Annotated in this window: 12 protein-coding genes; 3 read left to right on the forward strand and 9 right to left on the reverse strand. The window is 47.4% G+C overall.

Annotation, left to right across the window (positions count from 1 at the left end):
• Nucleotides 1–72: 72 nt before the first annotated feature.
• From H8S64_RS18110 to H8S64_RS18120, 3 genes are all read right to left on the reverse strand, one after another.
• Nucleotides 73–924: a GNAT family N-acetyltransferase gene (locus H8S64_RS18110; protein WP_186978017.1), complete on the reverse strand. Its 852-nt coding sequence runs from the start codon at nucleotides 922–924 to the stop codon at nucleotides 73–75.
• Between the two features lie 109 nt (nucleotides 925–1,033).
• Nucleotides 1,034–2,251, reverse strand: coding sequence for a peptidase T (pepT, locus tag H8S64_RS18115; protein ID WP_186977970.1), 1,218 nt, complete (start codon nucleotides 2,249–2,251; stop codon nucleotides 1,034–1,036).
• A gap of 123 nt (nucleotides 2,252–2,374) precedes the next feature.
• Nucleotides 2,375–4,339 (reverse strand): OPT family oligopeptide transporter, encoded by a 1,965-nt coding sequence (locus tag H8S64_RS18120; protein ID WP_186977972.1) that lies wholly within the window; start codon nucleotides 4,337–4,339, stop codon nucleotides 2,375–2,377.
• A gap of 128 nt (nucleotides 4,340–4,467) precedes the next feature.
• On the opposite strand from H8S64_RS18120, the gene H8S64_RS18125 reads away from it, so the two are divergent.
• Nucleotides 4,468–4,818, forward strand: coding sequence for a DUF1622 domain-containing protein (locus H8S64_RS18125; RefSeq protein WP_186977974.1), 351 nt, complete (start codon nucleotides 4,468–4,470; stop codon nucleotides 4,816–4,818).
• A 116-nt stretch (nucleotides 4,819–4,934) separates the two neighbouring features.
• Here H8S64_RS18125 and mgtA read toward each other — a convergent pair whose 3' ends face one another.
• The 3 genes from mgtA to H8S64_RS18140 all read right to left on the reverse strand — a co-directional run bounded on the left by mgtA (nucleotide 4,935) and on the right by H8S64_RS18140 (nucleotide 9,757).
• Nucleotides 4,935–7,589, reverse strand: coding sequence for a magnesium-translocating P-type ATPase (gene mgtA, locus H8S64_RS18130; protein WP_186977976.1), 2,655 nt, complete (start codon nucleotides 7,587–7,589; stop codon nucleotides 4,935–4,937).
• 114 nt (nucleotides 7,590–7,703) lie between these two features.
• On the reverse strand, nucleotides 7,704–9,071 hold the full coding sequence (locus H8S64_RS18135; protein ID WP_186977978.1) for a sensor histidine kinase: 1,368 nt from the start codon (nucleotides 9,069–9,071) through the stop codon (nucleotides 7,704–7,706).
• Complete coding sequence (locus tag H8S64_RS18140; protein WP_186977980.1) at nucleotides 9,068–9,757, reverse strand: response regulator transcription factor; 690 nt, start codon at nucleotides 9,755–9,757, stop codon at nucleotides 9,068–9,070. The genes H8S64_RS18135 and H8S64_RS18140 overlap by 4 nt, the downstream gene beginning before the upstream one ends.
• Before the next feature lie 128 nt (nucleotides 9,758–9,885).
• Here H8S64_RS18140 and H8S64_RS18145 point away from each other — a divergent pair, with 128 nt between their 5' ends.
• On the forward strand, nucleotides 9,886–10,647 hold the full coding sequence (locus H8S64_RS18145; RefSeq protein WP_186977982.1) for a SecDF P1 head subdomain-containing protein: 762 nt from the start codon (nucleotides 9,886–9,888) through the stop codon (nucleotides 10,645–10,647).
• A 57-nt stretch (nucleotides 10,648–10,704) separates the two neighbouring features.
• Here H8S64_RS18145 and H8S64_RS18150 read toward each other — a convergent pair whose 3' ends face one another.
• Nucleotides 10,705–11,478, reverse strand: a complete 774-nt coding sequence (locus H8S64_RS18150; protein ID WP_186977984.1) for a glucose 1-dehydrogenase — start codon at nucleotides 11,476–11,478, stop codon at nucleotides 10,705–10,707.
• Nucleotides 11,479–11,639: 161 nt separating this feature from the next.
• Here H8S64_RS18150 and H8S64_RS18155 point away from each other — a divergent pair, with 161 nt between their 5' ends.
• Nucleotides 11,640–12,962 (forward strand): TIGR01777 family oxidoreductase, encoded by a 1,323-nt coding sequence (locus H8S64_RS18155; protein WP_186977986.1) that lies wholly within the window; start codon nucleotides 11,640–11,642, stop codon nucleotides 12,960–12,962.
• Between the two features lie 143 nt (nucleotides 12,963–13,105).
• Here H8S64_RS18155 and nifJ read toward each other — a convergent pair whose 3' ends face one another.
• Together nifJ and H8S64_RS18165 are read right to left on the reverse strand one after the other, a co-directional pair.
• The gene (gene nifJ / locus H8S64_RS18160) at nucleotides 13,106–16,642 is read right to left on the reverse strand and encodes a pyruvate:ferredoxin (flavodoxin) oxidoreductase (RefSeq protein WP_099290385.1); all 3,537 of its coding nucleotides are present in this window, start codon (nucleotides 16,640–16,642) and stop codon (nucleotides 13,106–13,108) included.
• 55 nt (nucleotides 16,643–16,697) lie between these two features.
• Entirely contained in the window at nucleotides 16,698–17,873 is a 1,176-nt protein-coding gene (locus H8S64_RS18165; protein WP_099290061.1) for an AAA family ATPase, read from the reverse strand.
• Between the last annotated feature and the right edge of the window lie 58 nt (nucleotides 17,874–17,931).

A 17,931-nucleotide genomic window follows, 5' to 3' on the forward strand; every position in this document is an offset into this window, starting at 1 on the left:
TATCTTGCTAAATTCACCGCTAAAGTTAACACTTTTCCGGCAAAACAAGAGAAACAAAAGTCTTTTAATTCTTTACAATTTCTTTATCATCTCGAACTGTTTTCCTGTCGGTTCAATATTCCTTGACTTCAAAAAAGCGGTCATCGAATCGCAGGCTACGTCAGTATTCACGATCTTGACAGAGCTATATTTATTAGACTCCAACATCTTTTGGAATAGCAACGAGCCGATACCTTTACGTCGATATTGCTTATCTACCGCTATCTGGGTAACATCCCCGGACATCGGTTCAAAAACCCCGTACCCGACAAGCCTGTCCCCCGTGAAAACACCTTGACATATAAAATCTTCCGGCACCCGATTTATAGCGTCGGAACTATTTTGCCACGAAGGCTTGAAGTCCCAAAAACCGGGTATCGATTCATACTCGTTCATATCTATAGCCCGTAACGAATACGAAAGGCCAATAGCCTTCACGTCTCTATTAATCCGCTCGTTCTCCGGTCTGAAGTAATAAAACTCGCGTGTCACCTCGAAACCTAATTTCCTGTACACGGAAACAGCCCCCGTGTTATGCTGCAATACTTCCAGCAAATATTCTTTTATACCCGCTTCTCTCAGATAAGGAATGGAATATTCAAATATTCGTGTCGCCAACCCTCTTCCCCGGTAATCTTTCAGCGTTCCGGTACCCGTGTCATAAGCCGTCGGCGTCCCGTTAAAATCCCCGATCCCATTACAAGTAAACGAAACGATTTTATCCCCGTCAAATACTGCAAAAGAAAGTTCCGGATTAAAACCGCGCCTTTTCAACATGGTCATGAGTTCTGCCTTATTCAATTGGATTTCATAATCGGCAAAAGCCTGTTCGAATGCCCCGAATAACTCGTCAAAATTGATATTACTCAAAGATTTGATTTCCATATCTATCATCTTTATATATTTATATTCTCCTCAAATATAAACAATCCCCATAAAAAAAGCACTTGAAATCGTGAAATTCCAAGTGCTTCTACCATTTATTCCGAAGATCTTATTTCGCCCAAAGCTGAATCAAGATCAAAATTGTCTGCATCGCTTTGTTCATCGTGTCCAAAGAACAGTATTCAAACTTCCCGTGGAAATTCATACCTCCCGTGAACAAGTTCGGACAAGGCAATCCCATGTATGAAAGACGGGCCCCATCGGTACCACCGCGGATAGGGCGAACGATCGGGGTTACCCCGGCTTGAGTCATCGCCTCGAAAGCTTTCTCAATCACTTCGGGATGCGGTTCTACCATCTCGCGCATATTGTAATATTGGTCTTTCAATACCAACGTCAACACACCCTCGCCGTATTTAGCCGTCAACAATTCCACCGCTTTCGTGATAAATTGCTTTTTAGCTTCAAACTTCTCCCGGTTATGATCACGGATAATATAATTGATCTCTGCATTTTCCACCGTACCGTTCAGTCCGACAAGGTGATAGAATCCCTCGTACCCGTCCGTGTGTTCAGGGCGTTCCCAAGCGGGCAACAGGCTATTAACCTCGGCTGCCACTTGCAGCGCGTTAATCATCTTATCTTTAGCGTATCCCGGATGCACGTTACGTCCTTGAATACTTACTTTAGCACTGGCAGCGTTGAAATTCTCGTATTCCAACTCTCCCTCGAAACCGCCGTCTATCGTGTAAGCGAACTTGGCACCGAATTTCTCCACGTTAAAATAATCCACACCGCGTCCCACTTCCTCATCAGGAGTGAAACCGATACGAATCTTGCCATGCTTGATCTCCGGGTGAGCCATCAGATACTCGGCAGCCGTCATGATTTCAGCAATACCGGCCTTATCATCCGCACCCAACAATGTCGTACCGTCCGTGGTAATCAACGTGTGTCCTTTAAACGCTGACAATTCCGGAAAATCCTTCACAGTCATCATCAAGTTCTCGTTCAGACGAATATCTTCCCCATCATAATTCTCGACAATCTGCGGCTTGATATTCGCCCCGCTCATATCCGGACTCGTGTCCACGTGAGAAATAAAACCTATCACCGGACGCTCCTCGTATCCCGGGGTCGCGGGAATAGTTCCCATCGCATAACCGTGTTCGTCCATCTCTACCTCGGTCAACCCGAGTCCCTTCATCTCCTCTACCAAATATTTCAACAACACCTTCTGTTTCTCGGTAGACGGAAAAGTCTCGCTAGCCTCGTCACTCTGCGTATCGAAACTCACGTATTTCAAAAAACGATCTTTCAAATCCATCGTATTATATTTTAGATTTTAAATTTTAGATTTTAAATTGAAACTACCTTATCAACATTTTAGATTGTAAATCTCAAATTGCATTATTCAATTTAAAATTTACAATCTAAAATTTAAAATCAATTAATCTGTTAGCTTGGCTTTCATCGAATCATAGATGAAGTAAAGGATGATCAGAATATACATCACGACCGCCAACATCTCGGCACCGCTCCATGACATGAACCAATCCAGTCCGGCAAATTTCAATATAGCACTGATCACACCCATTAACGCACCTCCGGCAATAAACCCGGAAGCTATCAATGTACCGCGTTCACGACGAGCCTTATTCACGTTCTCGTCCTTACTGCGACTTCCCACGTACCAACTAACGATACCACCGATCAACAACGGGGTATTCAAATCCAACGGGATAAACATACCCAAGGCAAAAGCCAAGGCAGGCACCCCGATCATCGTCAGAATCAATGCCAGAGCAGCACCCGCAAAATACAACAACCACGGGGTTGCGCCACCTTCCATCAATGGTTTGATCACTGCCGCCATCGCATTTGCCTGCGGGGCAACCAAGGCACCCTCGCCCACGAAACCGTAAGTTTTATTCAATACCATCATCACCCCGGCAATGGTTGCGGCAGAAACAGCCGTTCCCAAGAATTTCCAACCTTCCTGCTTGGCGGGAGTCGTTCCCAGCCAATAACCGATCTTCAAGTCCGTGATAAAACCACCTGCCATAGACAAAGCCGTACAAACCACACCACCGATAATCATGGCAGCCATCATACCGCTCGTTCCGCTCAACCCGGCACTTACCAACACCAGAGAACTCAGTATCAATGTCATCAACGTCATTCCCGACACCGGATTGGAACCCACAATAGCAATAGCGTTAGCCGCCACCGTCGTGAACAGGAAAGATATAATAAATACGATCAACGTGGCGATAATCGTGTGCATCAGATTACCTAACACTCCGAATTGGAAAAACACGAAGGTCGCAATCAACACGGAGATAACCCCGGAAAGAATCAATCTCATACTCAAATCCCGTTGCGTGCGCTCCACGCTGCCCTCTATATTCTTCTTACCGCCAAGTTCACTAACCGCCAGACCTAACGCCTGTTTGATAATACCGGAAGAACGGATAATACCAATTACCCCTGCCATAGCGATACCACCGATACCGATATGACGGGCATAATTCGTGAAGATTTGCTCCGGACTCATGTCCCTCAAAAGCATCGAAACTCCCTCTCCTACTGCCAAAGTCTGCCCATCGGCAAAATGGCTGATAAAAGGAATCAACACGAACCACACGGTGAAAGAACCGGCACAGATAATAGCCGCGTACTTCAAACCGATAATATATCCTAAACCGAGTACCGCCGCACCCGTGTTAATTTTGAATACCACTTTCACTTTATCGGCAAGCACTTCGCCCCAACCCATCAAACGGGTAGAGATTCCTTCCGCCCACCAGCCGAAGGTGCTCACGCAAAAATCATACAAACCGCCTATGAGCCCGCTCACCGCCAACAATTTCGCCTGATTACCCTTTTTCTCCCCGGATACCAGTACCTCGGTCGTTGCCGTGGCTTCAGGGAAAGGATATTTCCCGTGCATGTCTTTCACGAAATACTTCCGGAAAGGGATCAACAACAAGATTCCCAAGAATCCCCCGAACAAAGAGGAAAGGAACACTTGATAAAACTGCGCTTCCAACCCGAGAATATACAAGGCCGGCAACGTGAAGATAGCACCCGCCACCACCACACCGGAACTTGCCCCGATAGACTGGATGATCACGTTTTGTCCCAGCATATTCTTCTTACCCATCATATTGCCCACACCAACGGCAATAATAGCGATCGGAATAGCCGCCTCGAACACCTGTCCCACTTTCAGTCCCAAATAAGCGGCTGCCGCGGAAAAAATAATCGCCATGATAATACCGAACGTCACCGAGTAAGGCGTCACCTCCTTGGGATTCGTGTTAGCCGGCATCATTGGCTTATACTCCTCGCCCGGGGCGAGTTCCCGGTAAGCATTATCCGGGAGTGAATTCATTTGTTTGTTTTCTTCCATTTTTATATGAGTAAATGATTTATTTTTATACTGCCCCCAAAGATAACGATTTTAACTAAAAAACGGGAATTGCAACAACCTTTCTCAAACGATTCCGTATTTTTAACCATAGATATAAACTCAACATCATGAAAATCATGCACTATCTGGAAATACTATCCACAGCAATCAGTGTCATCAGCCTGATCATCGTTGTCTACGGGGCAATCATCGCTTTCTGTGCCTTTTTACGCAATGAAGCCCGAAGAATCACAGGGCAATATTCATTTACCGCAACACGTGAACTCCGGGCTGATTTGGGAACCTATCTTCTTCTGGGACTTGAATTTCTGATCGCTTCCGACATCCTCAAAACCGTGTTGGAACCCGGTCTGAACGAGTTAGCCATTTTGGGCGGGATTGTCGTCCTGCGCACCGTTCTCTCCATCTTCCTCAACAAAGAAATCCGGGAATTGCAAGCACAGAAAGAAACAGACTAATACATTCTTTTTTTCTTTTTCCGCTGCTTCCTGTTCCTATTCGTGAGCCACATGGCACACAGGCAACCGAGAACGTACAGCAAGATAAAAAATATCAATTCCATGACTCATTCATTTTATAACCAGCGAGTAAACCGTTTAATATACCATTGTTTGATCACCTGCGTCAGCACGCAATAGCTCAATAATATCACCACCAGCCACGGGAAATAACTCCAAGGCAGAGGCACCAACCCGATTGCCGCCCCCACGTTCGAAAACGGGAGTATGATACCGACCACCATAATCAAAAGTGTAAGCCCCACCACCGGCCATGACGCCGTACTCTGGATAAAGGGAATCTTACGGGTACGAATCATGTGCACGATCAACGTTTGCGACAACAGCCCCTCGATGAACCACCCGGATTGGAACAAAGCCTGATGTTCCGGTGAATTACATTTGAACACGTACCACATCACCAGATAGGTCGCTATATCAAAGATTGAACTGATAGGACCGATGTAAATCATAAACCGGCTCAAATCGGAAGCATCCCACCGCCGGGGCTTTTGCAGGTACTCCGCATCCAGACGGTCAAAAGGGATCGTGATTTGCGATACGTCATACAATAGATTTTGTACCAACAAATGGATCGGCAACATCGGCAGGAAAGGCAAAAAAGCACTCGCCCCCAGCACGCTGAACATATTCCCGAAATTAGAACTCGCCGTCATCTTGATATACTTCATGATATTGCCGAAAGTCTTGCGTCCCTCGATAACACCATCCTCCAACACCATCAAATCCTTTTCCAGCAAAATAATATCTGCGCTCTCCTTGGCTATATCCACCGCCGTATCCACGGATATACCCACGTCCGATTGTCGCAGGGCAGAAGCATCATTAATCCCGTCACCCAAGAAACCGACCGTGTTATCCTGTTCCTGCAACAAGGTGATAATCCGGGTTTTCTGCATAGGTGTCAATTTGGCAAAGACGGTCACCTCGCCCACCATTCCTTTCAACTCCCCGTCCGTCATCCGCTCGATCTCTTGCCCCGTCAGCGTACGAGTCGTATCCACACCCACCTGCCGACAAATCGTCTTCACCACCGCCTCGTTATCTCCCGACAACACCTTCACTTCCACGCCATGCTCGTGCAATTGCTTGATAGCACTCGCCGCGGAAGGTTTCGGCGGATCAAGAAACGCCAGATAACCAATCAACACCATTTCCGCCTCGTCATCCACCCCGAACTCCCGTCCTTTCTCGATCCAACTCTTTTGGGCAACGGCAAGTACCCGCATCCCCTCCCGGTTCATTCGTTCGCTGATAGCGTAAGCCTTGGCACGCAACTCGTCGGTCATCCGGTGTACCTCCCCGTCAAACTCGGCAAAAGCACATATATCCAACATCTCCTCTACGGCTCCTTTCGTGATAATCTGACACTTCCCGAGCCTGTCTTCCACCACGACGGACATCCGGCGACGGGTAAAATCAAACGGGATCTCGTCAATCTTCATGTAATTATCTTTCAAGTACTCCATCTGCAACTCCTTCACGTGCGACAAAATAGCCCTATCCATCAGGTTCTTCAATCCAGTCTGGAAATAACTGTTGAAAAAAGCGTGCCTCAACACCCGTTTCCGGTCATCGCTACTCCCGTCCGAGTTTATATACTTTTCCAGCACGATCTGATCCCGTGTCAACGTGCCCGTCTTATCCGTGCATAGAATATTCATGGCGCCGAAATTCTGAATGGCGTTCAAGTTCTTCACGATCGTTTTTTTCCTCGCCATCACCACCGCCCCTTTCGACAAATTAGCGGTAACAATCATCGGCAACATCTCCGGCGTCAGCCCCACCGCCACGGATATGGCGAAAATAAAAGCCTCGAACCAATCCTCTTTCGTCACCCCGTTCACCAGAAACACGAAAGGCACCATCACCAGCATAAACCGAATCAACAAAAAACTCACGTTACTGATTCCCTTGTCAAAAGCAGTCTGCGCCCGTACTCCCACGATACTCTTGGCTATCGTCCCGAGATACGTGTTTTTACCCGTGGCAAACACGACTGCGATAGCCGAACCGCTTACCACGTTCGAACCCATGAAACAAATATTATCCAGCTCCACGACACTCCCGCTCCGGTGCTTGTTGCCCGAAATCACGGTACTCTTCTCCACGGCATCCGACTCTCCCGTCAAGGCTGACTGGCTGACAAACAAATCTTTCGACTCCACGACACGCACGTCGGCAGGAACCATATCTCCCGCCGCCAAGTAGACCACATCCCCCGGCACCAGTTCCGTGATATTCACTTCCTCGCTTTCTTCCCGTCCGTTCCGGTATACGCTAGCAGTATTTTTCACCATCTTTTTCAATGCGTCCGACGCCCTGCTCGATTTCCACTCTTGGCTAAAGCGCAACACGACACTCAACAACACCATCGTCGAAATCACGACCACGCTCGTCCATTCCCGTTCTTCGGGTGCTGCCATCCACACGTCGATCACAAGCGACACGATAGCCAGAGCCATCAACACCCCGATGAAAGGATTTATAAATGCCTTGCAGAACATCACCACCGCCTTTTGCGCCTGTTCATGCACGATCTCGTTTTGCCCGTACTCCTTTTGCCGTTCCTTAATCTCCTCGTCCGTCAACCCTCGGCAGGAAGTCTGAAAATAGGCGTACACCGTTTTCAATGGTTGCGTGGCAGCAAGAAACACCTTCTCCGTGTTAAACGCCGTACCTTCTCTTCTATTGTGCTTTCTCCAAATCATAATTGTCTTCTTTTAGAGGGTTATACTTTACACGGACAAAAGTACTCACCCCCTTCACGACAAGCCGTTAGAGAAACATTATAACACCATTAGAAAACCGTTAGAATTCAAACTCTACACGTGCGGCAACTCCACCGTGAAAACAGTCCCCTCCCCTTGCTGGGAATTTACCTGTATCGTCCCCTTGTGCATCGTCACGATCTTACGTGTCAATACCATGCCAATCCCGTTTCCCGGGGCGTAATCCTTGTTACTCCCGCGGTAAAATAAAGAAAATAACTTTTCCCTATCATCCGGCGTCATACCAATCCCCGTATCCGAGAAACGAATAATAGACATATCCTCCCAAAACGTAATCTGCACGAGTGAAGTCTTATCCCCCGAAAATTTGCAATTATTCTCTATCAGATTCACGAAAGCCGTCTTCAACAAATAGCTATTCCCCAGTACCGTGAGTACCCTGTCATCATCGGCTTCCCCCTCGAAAATCAACTCCACTTTATAATCAGGATTTGCTTTCAACACCATTTCCCGCGCATCCAGCAGCAATTCATCCAACCGCACATCCTCCATTTTCACCCGCTCCGGCAAATAATCGGCTCTCGCTAAATTCAACAATCCCTCCGAAAGCCTCACCACCCCTTGGGCATCATTCAGCACGTTGCGTATCGCTTCCCTGTACTCCTCCGGCGCACGGTCTTTCAACAAAGCCAACTCCAACTCGGCAACAAGAGCCGCCATCGGGGTACGCAACTCGTGGGACACATTACTCACGAACATCTTTTGCGCCTCGAAAGACTTTTCCAGTCCATCGAGCATCCGATTGAATGTCACCGCCAACTCCCCCAACTCGTCATTCTCGTACCGTACCGGTACCCGCGTATCCAAATTCGAAGCGGTAATAGCCCGCACCTCTTCCACCATATCCGACACGGGAGTCAGCGCTCCCCGCGCGAGCAAATATCCCACTCCCAACAATATCGCGAGTCCCAGCAATAACATACAAGCCAACATCACGCGCAACGCCTCCCGTTGCGCATAACCGTACCCGTCATAAGCCGCCGCCGTGATTATATACTCCTTTCCCTCGAACTCGTACAACATCCCCACGACTTGATAACGCCCTTGATAAAATTCGATAACTTTATTCCGCGTTATCCTTTCCATCATCTCCGGGGTTTCCTTTACCAAATCAATCTGCTTCGCGTCATGATATAGCAATTGAAAAGAAGTATCATAAACCGCCACTTCCACCTCGTTGATAAACTCCCGATTATTCAAGTAAATCGACTGCATGGTAACGGCATCCACTTGGTTTTTCAGAAAAAGATTTGCTTTCGTGATTCCCTCACTCTTCAAATCCCGGAAAAACTCCCGGTTTCGGCTTCGTTCCGAGAAAAAATAGATTGCCGACAACAACCCCAGAAAAACAACCGCGGTCACCCCCGTGTACCTCAATGTCAACTTACTCCTGATCTTCATTTCTCTGCCATAAAAATAAAACCCATACCCGGTTTCGTGTGAATCAACTTCACCTCGTAATCCCGGTCTATCTTCTTGCGCAAATAATTAATATACACGTCGATAAAATTCGTTCCCGTGTCAAAACGCGTGTTCCACACCTTATCCGCGATCTCCACCCGGCTCAACACCCGTTCCGGGTTCTCCGCCATATACAACAACAGATTGTACTCCTTGGGTGAAAGCCTTATTTCATCCGTTCCCCTGTACACCGTTTTCGTGCGGAGAGCAATTCTCAAATCGGCGTACACTAACTCTTCCGGGGCAACAGCCTGCACGTCATTACTTCCCCGTTTCAGCAACACCTTTATCCGGGCATCCAACTCCCGGAAATCAAACGGCTTCACCATGTAATCATCCGCCCCCGCATCAAATCCCTCCAACTTATCGTCCGTCTGCCCGAGAGCCGTGAGCATGATAATCGGGACTCCGGCATTCTCCCGGCGCACCTCTTTACAAAACTCGAACCCGTCCATTTTGGGTAAAACCACGTCAGAAATGATTAATTGAAAATCACCCGATTTAAACAACCGGAGAGCCATCTGTCCATCATAAGCCAGCACCACCTGATAGCCGGATTCTTCCAATCCCCTTCTCAACAAATCGGCTACCCGCTGTTCATCTTCTACAACTAATATTCTAACCATAAACAATAACTATTACAATTCTGCCCTTCCCGCGAAGGTATAAAATTAAACGGGTGATTCTTACCTATTTCTAAACACACTTAAAGAAAAGAATCTTATATTTGTGAATAAACCAATCTTTTACAGCTATGAAAATGAAAAATCTGTTTCTCTGTTTCATCATGCTAATTCTCTGTTGTCCCTTGTTACAAGCACAAAAGAATAACACGAAAAAACACAAATACCTCCCCACGGGCTGGTATTATGTCACCGATTCCATCCATGGCGTCGAAGGAAAAATGTACAGAACATTCGAAACCTATTATCTCGACCCGACACCGATTATCACTCTTGATGACTTCGAGCAAATACGACTCGACACTGTCGGTACGCCACAACTTCTTTTCTCCTTGAAAGCCGATAAAATCCCGGCATGGGCAAAAGCGACCCGTGAATCCATCGGGAAGAAACTCGCTTTTGTTATCACGAATGTCGTGATCAGCGCACCTACCGTCCAAAACGAAATCCAAAGCGGGGCATCCATGGTCGGATATCCCTATTCACTGGAAGAACTTGAATTATTCAAACAGAAACTTAGAAATTATCATGTTTCTATTCCTCACATCATCAGTCACGACGAAAAAGAAGCCCGTGTAGGAGTTTCATATTTTGCTGCCATGTTTTTCATCGACCTCACCCACGAAGAAGGCAAAAAAGTTTTCGACAAAATACAAAAAGCAGAACAAGAAGACACTCCGCTCAGAGTCTTTTTTGAAAATATCGACAAAAAAATAAACACGCCCAAAGGAGAATACACCTCCTCCCGAGGCTATATAGCGAAGGTGGAACCGGCATCTCCTGACGAAACGGCAGAATACAAAAAGAATCGAGCTCAAAGAAGACCTCATTAAGATTCATCTACCGGCATATCGGGCGGAATCGCGAAACACAGATTCCGCCTTTCCTCTCTAATCCAGCGTCTGCACCCCGCCCCCGTTCACGAACAAAACCTGCCCCGTGATCCAACTCGAGATGGGGGCGGCAAAGAAAAGTACGGCACCGGCAATATCGTCTATCTCACCCAATCGTTTGATCGGCGTGTGTTCCAGCATCTTTTTCTCTATCTCGGGTGTCAGTACCGATTCCAAAGCCCGCGTTTCCACCGCACCCGGACCTACCGCGTTAATCCGCACGTCCGGTCCGAAATCCATCGCCAGATTCGCCGTCATGTGATTCAACGCCGCCTTCGACGAGGCGTAGGCACTCATGCCCGGACTCCTGTTGATACTCGCCATGGAAGTAATATTCACGATCGAACCGTAGCCCGCCTGCTTCATGTAAGGCACTGCCAACTGGCACAACCGCCAAGCACTAAAGACATTCACCTTAAATATACGCTCGAAATACTCCTCAGTCACGCGGAAAGGATTCTCTTGCCCGCCCCCGCCGACACCCACGTTGTTCACCAGAATATTCAACTTCCCGAACTCCACGATCGTACGTTGCACCAGATTCATCAAATCCCCGTCCTTCGTCACGTCGCACTTCAATGCCAGCGCTTTACGTCCCATACCTCGTATATCCTCTGCCACGACCTCGGCATCCGCCAAATTCACATCACCGATCACCACGTCGGCTCCCGCTTGGGCTAATATATGTGCGCTCCCGCACCCGATACCGTTGCCGCCACCCGTCACGACAGCCACCATGCCCGTCAAATTCAACATTTTATTCAAATCCATAGTTTTATTTGTTTTATTTTTACACGTTACGCTTTTCACCCCGTCCCGGTTACCTTTAAGCTCAAAAATGTTCATTCAACCCGTTCATTTTATCCTTTCAAAGCAACTTTCCATTATCAAAATACGTTTTCATATCATACATTAACAACAATTCACGGGATATGAATATAGCGATCAGCGGAGCCAGCGGTTTTATTGGCAAACACCTCACGAACTCACTATCAGAAGCGGGGTACGAGATTGTCCCCTTGGACAGGTCATTCTTTCAAGAAAAAAAGTTCAAACAACTGGTACAAACACTTTCACGCTGTGATGTAATTATCAACTTGGCGGGAGCTCCCATCAATAAACGCTGGAGCGCCTCGTACAAGCAAGAATTACAGGATAGCCGTATCCGGGTGACACGGAGTATCACGAGAGCCTTAGATGCCGCTCCCCGTAAACCCGAATTGATGATCTCGGCATCCGCCGTAGGATATTACCCGACAGAGGGAACACACGACGAATACACGGGCAGACGGGGAAACGGTTTCCTGCCGGAACTTTGCGAGGCGTGGGAACAGGAAGCCCGGCATTGTCCCCCGGCAACAAGGTTGGTCATTACCCGTTTCGGCATCGTCCTTTCACCGGACGGGGGAGCCATGCGGCAGATGTTACTCCCCTTGAAAATGAAACTCGCCGCAGTCATCGCACCGGGGACACAACCTTTCCCGTGGATCAGTATCCATGATTTGTGCCGGGCGATGCAATTCATTATCGGGAATAAATCGATAGAAGGCGTTGTCAATCTCGTGTCACCGGGAAGACTCACGCAACATGCCTTCACCCGTGCCGTGGCAAAAGCCTGCCACGCTTGGGGTACTGTGACCATTCCCCGCTTCTGCTTCCGCACGCTGTATGGCGAGGGAGCCGCATTTCTCACCACGGGGCAAGACGTGAAACCCACCCGCTTAACTGAATCCGGGTTCCGCTTCACCGATGCCACGATAGAGCAATTCCTGCGACAAACAGACCACACCACGATCGGCCAACTCGACTTGTCCCGTTACATGGGACGCTGGTACGAGATCGCCCGCTTTGATCACCTGTTTGAACGAGGGCTTTCCAACGTGACGGCAACCTACACGCTACTCCCCGACGGAAAAGTGCGGGTAGAAAATGCCGGGTACCAAACGGGTAAAAACGACAACGACCATTTCAAACGTGCCGTCGGACGAGCCAAAATGCCCGATACCACACAACCGGGCAAACTAAAAGTCGCATTCTTCCTCTGGTTCTACGCTGATTATTACATCCTTGAACTGGATAAAGCAGGATACAAATACGCGCTCATCGGCAGCAGTTCCGACAAATATTTGTGGATACTCAGCCGAACTCCCAGTTTACCCGACGAGATAAAAGAAACATTACTCGCCAATGCCACATACCGCGGGTACGACACAAGCAATCTGTTATGGACAGACCAAAGCAAACACATATCCTAGCACTCCCCCGCAAAGCCAATCAAGCAGGAAAAGATATTTATACTTTTTAATGTTCACTTTTTTTGATTAAATTCTCCGTTCGCATATAATAAAAACGAGGTCACTCGAAAGTAACCTCGTTTTCGCTATAATAATTGTGAATATTATTCGCCGTATTTCATCTCGGCACGACGCTTGTAGCCATCCAGTTTCCACTTGGCATCCTGTTGTGTTTTAGCGAACAGTGCCTCTGCTTCTTCCGGTGCAGCTTTAGCCAACGAGTTGAAACGAACTTCACCCATCAGGAAGTCGCGGAATTTAGAGTAATCCGGTTCCTTGGAATCCAATTGGAACGGGTTCTTACCCTCTTCCTCCAACATCGGGTTGTAACGGTACAACTGCCAGTACCCGCATTCTACAGCCTTCTTCTCCTCAGCTTGGGATTTACCCATGCTTGCTTTCAGACCGTGATTGATACACGGCGCATAAGCGATAATCAAAGACGGTCCGTCATACGCTTCAGCTTCTTTCAACGCTTTCAGGTATTGAGCCTGATTTGCACCCATGGCAACTTGTGCCACGTAAACATAGCCATAAGACATAGCCATAGCACCCAAGTCTTTCTTGCGTACGCGTTTACCGCTGGCAGCAAATTTAGCCACAGCACCCACGGGGGTTGACTTGGATGATTGACCTCCGGTGTTAGAATAAACTTCCGTATCGACAACCAACACATTAACGTTGTGACCGCTTGCCAACACGTGGTCCAAACCACCGTAACCGATATCATAAGCCCAACCGTCACCACCGAATATCCATTGAGATTTCTTCGGGAAGTAAGGTTTCAACGTCATGATCTCTTTAGCGGCAGCGGAAGTTTCTTTTGCCAGAGCGGCAGACATCTTGTCGCTGGTAGCCAAAGTCTTGTCACCATCCTCGTAAGCAGCAATCCACTCGTTGATAGCGGCTTGCGTGTCAGCGGAGAAGGTTGACAAATTCTCTTCCAACAATCTCTTGGCACGGTCGCGCAGGCGATTAGCACCTTCAGCCATACCAAATCCGTATTCCGCGTTATCCTCGAACAGGGAGTTAGCCCAAGCCACACCGCGTCCGGAAACGTAGTTTTTGCAATACGGGGTTGACGGGGCAGAACCACCATAGATAGAAGTACATCCCGTAGCGTTAGCCACCATCATCCGTTCTCCGAATAATTGAGTGATTAACTTGATATAAGGAGTTTCACCACAACCTGCACAAGCCCCGGAGAACTCGAATAACGGTTGTTGGAATTGAGAATTCTTCACGTTGTTAGGCTCAACAACTTGTTTGTAACCAACCTTCTCGTCCATGTACTTGAAACGAGCAATCTCGGCTTCTTGAGATTCAAGCGGCTTCATGATAAGCGCTTTCTCCTTCGCGGGACAAACATCGGCACAGTTACCGCAACCCGTACAGTCTAACGGGGATACTTGAATCTTGAATTTGTAACCGGCAAGTTCTTTACCGATAGCGGGCTTCGTTTCCGTTCCGGCAGGAGCGGCAGCCAACTCTGCATCAGTCAACAAGAACGGACGGATAGCAGCGTGAGGACAAACGTAAGCACATTGATTACACTGAATACAATTATTTACTTGCCATTCCGGCACATTGATAGCGATACCGCGTTTCTCGAATTTGGAAGTTCCGGCAGGGAATGAACCGTCTTCACGTCCCACGAAAGCACTCACGGGAAGGTCATCACCCTTTTGAGCGTTCATCACGTCAACCACGTTGCGGATAAATTCCGGACGGTTGGCATCGGGAGCGCAATTTTCATCTTTCAAGTTTTTCCATTCAGCGGGCACGTTCACTTTCACCACGTTGGTATCAATACCTCCGGCATCAACAGCAGCATAGTTCATCTTCACGATAGCCTCTCCTTTTTTGCCGTATGACTTGTCGATAGCTTTCTTCATCTCGTTGACAGCCAAATCATAAGGAATCACGTTCGTGATCTTGAAGAAGGCAGACTGCATGATCGTGTTGGTACGGTTACCCAAACCTAACGCCTGACCAATTTTTGTTCCGTTGATGATATAGAAATTGATTTCGTTTTCTGCCAAATAACGTTTCATGTGATTCGGCAAGTGATTGGCAACCTCGTTCTCATCCCAAAGAGAGTTCAACAAGAAAGAACCGCCTTTCTTCAATCCTTTCAACACGTCATACATATGAATATACGCAGGCACGTGGCAAGCCACGAAGTCCGGCGTGGTAATCAAATACGTGGAACGGATAGGCTCGTCACCGAAACGCAAGTGAGAAGCGGTGAAACCACCTGACTTCTTGGAGTCGTAAGCGAAATAAGCCTGACAATATTTATTGGTAGCACCACCGATAATCTTGATAGAGTTCTTGTTGGCACCTACCGTACCATCAGAACCCAAACCGTAGAATTTAGCCTCGTACATGGCATCGGAGTTCACTTTCACTTCTGGCTCAACAGGCAAAGAGTGGAAAGTAACATCGTCCACGATACCCATGGTGAAATTATTCTTCGGCTCGTTCATCGCCAAGTTCTTGTAAACACCGATAATTTGTCCCGGGGTTACATCCTTGGAACCTAAACCGTAACGACCGCCAACGATCACCGGGGCATTCTCCTTACCGTAGAACACCTCTTTCACGTCAAGATACAACGGGTCGCCGTTAGCACCCGGCTCTTTCGTGCGGTCGAGCACAGCGATACGTTTTACAGAAGCGGGTATCGCTTCCATGAAATATTTAGCAGAGAACGGACGATACAAGTGAACGGCAACCATACCCACTTTCTCTCCTTGCGCCACCTTGTAGTCGATCACCTCACGAATCGTTTCGGTTACCGAACCCATGGCAATGATGATGTTCTCGGCATCCTTTGCACCATAGTACACAAACGGGCGATAAGTGCGTCCTGTAATCTTGGACATTTCATCCATATAATGAGCCACTACATCCGGTACTGCATCATAGAATTTATTAGCAGCTTCACGTCCTTGGAAATATACATCCGGGTTTTGAGCCGTACCCTTTGTTTCAGGATGTTCCGAGTTTTGAGCACGGTCACGGAATGCTTGTAAAGCTTCCATATCCACAAGACCGCGGATTTCTTCCATATCAATCTCCTCGATCTTTTGAATCTCGTGAGAAGTACGGAATCCGTCAAAGAAGTTCACGAAAGGAACTCTCGATTTGATAGCGGTCAAATGAGACACGGCAGAAAGATCCATTACCTCTTGTACAGAGCCGGATGCCAACATAGCGAATCCGGTTTGACGAGCAGCGTAAACGTCTGCGTGGTCGCCGAAAATAGAAAGTGCATGAGCGGCCAAAGCACGAGCACTAACGTGGAAAACGCAAGGAAGTAACTCACCCGCGATCTTGTACATGTTCGGGATCATCAACAACAAACCTTGTGATGCCGTGTAAGTCGTGGTCAAAGCACCAGCTTGCAATGAACCGTGAACAGCTCCTGCCGCACCGGCTTCCGATTGCATTTCAACTACACGAACAGTTTCACCGAACAGGTTCTTCCGACCTTTCGCTGCCCACTCGTCAACATACTCTGCCATCGGGGACGACGGAGTAATAGGATAGATACACGATACTTCGCTGAACATGTAAGCTACATGAGCAGCGGCCGCGTTACCATCGCATGTGATAAATTTCTTTTCTTTTGCCATTTTTTTAAACATTAACTAACAATAGTTGATCACTCTATTTATTCTTCATTTTCTCTCAATACACGAAACCGGCAAGCCACAAGGGTATAATATTTTTCTCACCCTTTTCGATCATATCGGTCATCAGAATCACTGAATCCCGGACCCGCCCTTTATCGTCCGACTGCCGCACGGAAACCTCATATTTCCGGTTCACGAGCAAATCCTCGTTTCCGGAATAATGTAATCTCGCCACGGCACACAACTGACTCGCTAAAAAAGTCTTCCGAATCATCAGCGCATCCGTATTATCCAAACAAACCGCGTTCAGCAGATTCGGATTATGCAAAAACACCTGATTCGGTTTCAACCCGTTCTCATCATCACTTTCCTTGTCAAACAACAACGTCAACAACCGCGCATTCTTCATGTAATGTAGGTAGTTCAACACCGTTGCACGGGAAACTCCGATCCGGGCACTCAACTTGCTGATATTTATATTGCTATTACCGTTTGCCACGATATAAAGCAATTGTTTCAGCTTCGTCAAATACTTCAACTCGATCTGATTATTGTACGGGATATCAAACTCCAATGTTAAGTTGATATTCTTCAGTAAATAATCAATATGTGATTTCTCCTCCAAATATATGGGATAATAACCATATTTCAAATAGTTATTAAAAAAAGCTAACGGACGAACCTTTTCCAAGATATCGTCCACGATCTCCTCGTGGCGTTCCACGATTTCCTCGAAAGAATAGACCGGGAACTTGTGTCCCGTTTCCAATTCCAAAAACTCCCGGAAAGACAACCCGCTCAAGTTGTACATCTCCACAATGCCTTGAAGGTATTTATTTGACTTTACTCTTAATATGGAAGAAACGGTGAATACAATCTGCAATTCCGGGAAACGGTCGTAAGCCTCGCGTAACTCTTTATCCCAGTTCGGGTACTTGTGTATCTGATCCAACAACAATACCTTCCCCCCGAGTTTGTAAAAACGTTCCGCGAAATTGTACAATCCCTCCATCGCGAAGAATAAATTATTGATATTCACGTACAGGCAAGAGGGATCATCCTTGTAATGCTCTTTGCAAAAATCCAACAGGAAATTAGTCTTACCCACGCCCCGGCTTCCCTTTATCGCGATCAATCGGGCACGATTATCTATCGTATCCAACAATCCGCGCCGAATTGCCGACGTTCTTTCTTTCATCAGAATCTTATGCGTGTTACGTAAGCTCTCCATTTTTCTATTCTTTTGCAACGCAAAGGTAATAAAAAAAGCCGGATTTTGTAATCCACAT

The sequence above is a fragment of the Butyricimonas hominis genome (assembly GCF_014287455.1).
GTDB classification, from domain to species: domain Bacteria; phylum Bacteroidota; class Bacteroidia; order Bacteroidales; family Marinifilaceae; genus Butyricimonas; species Butyricimonas muris.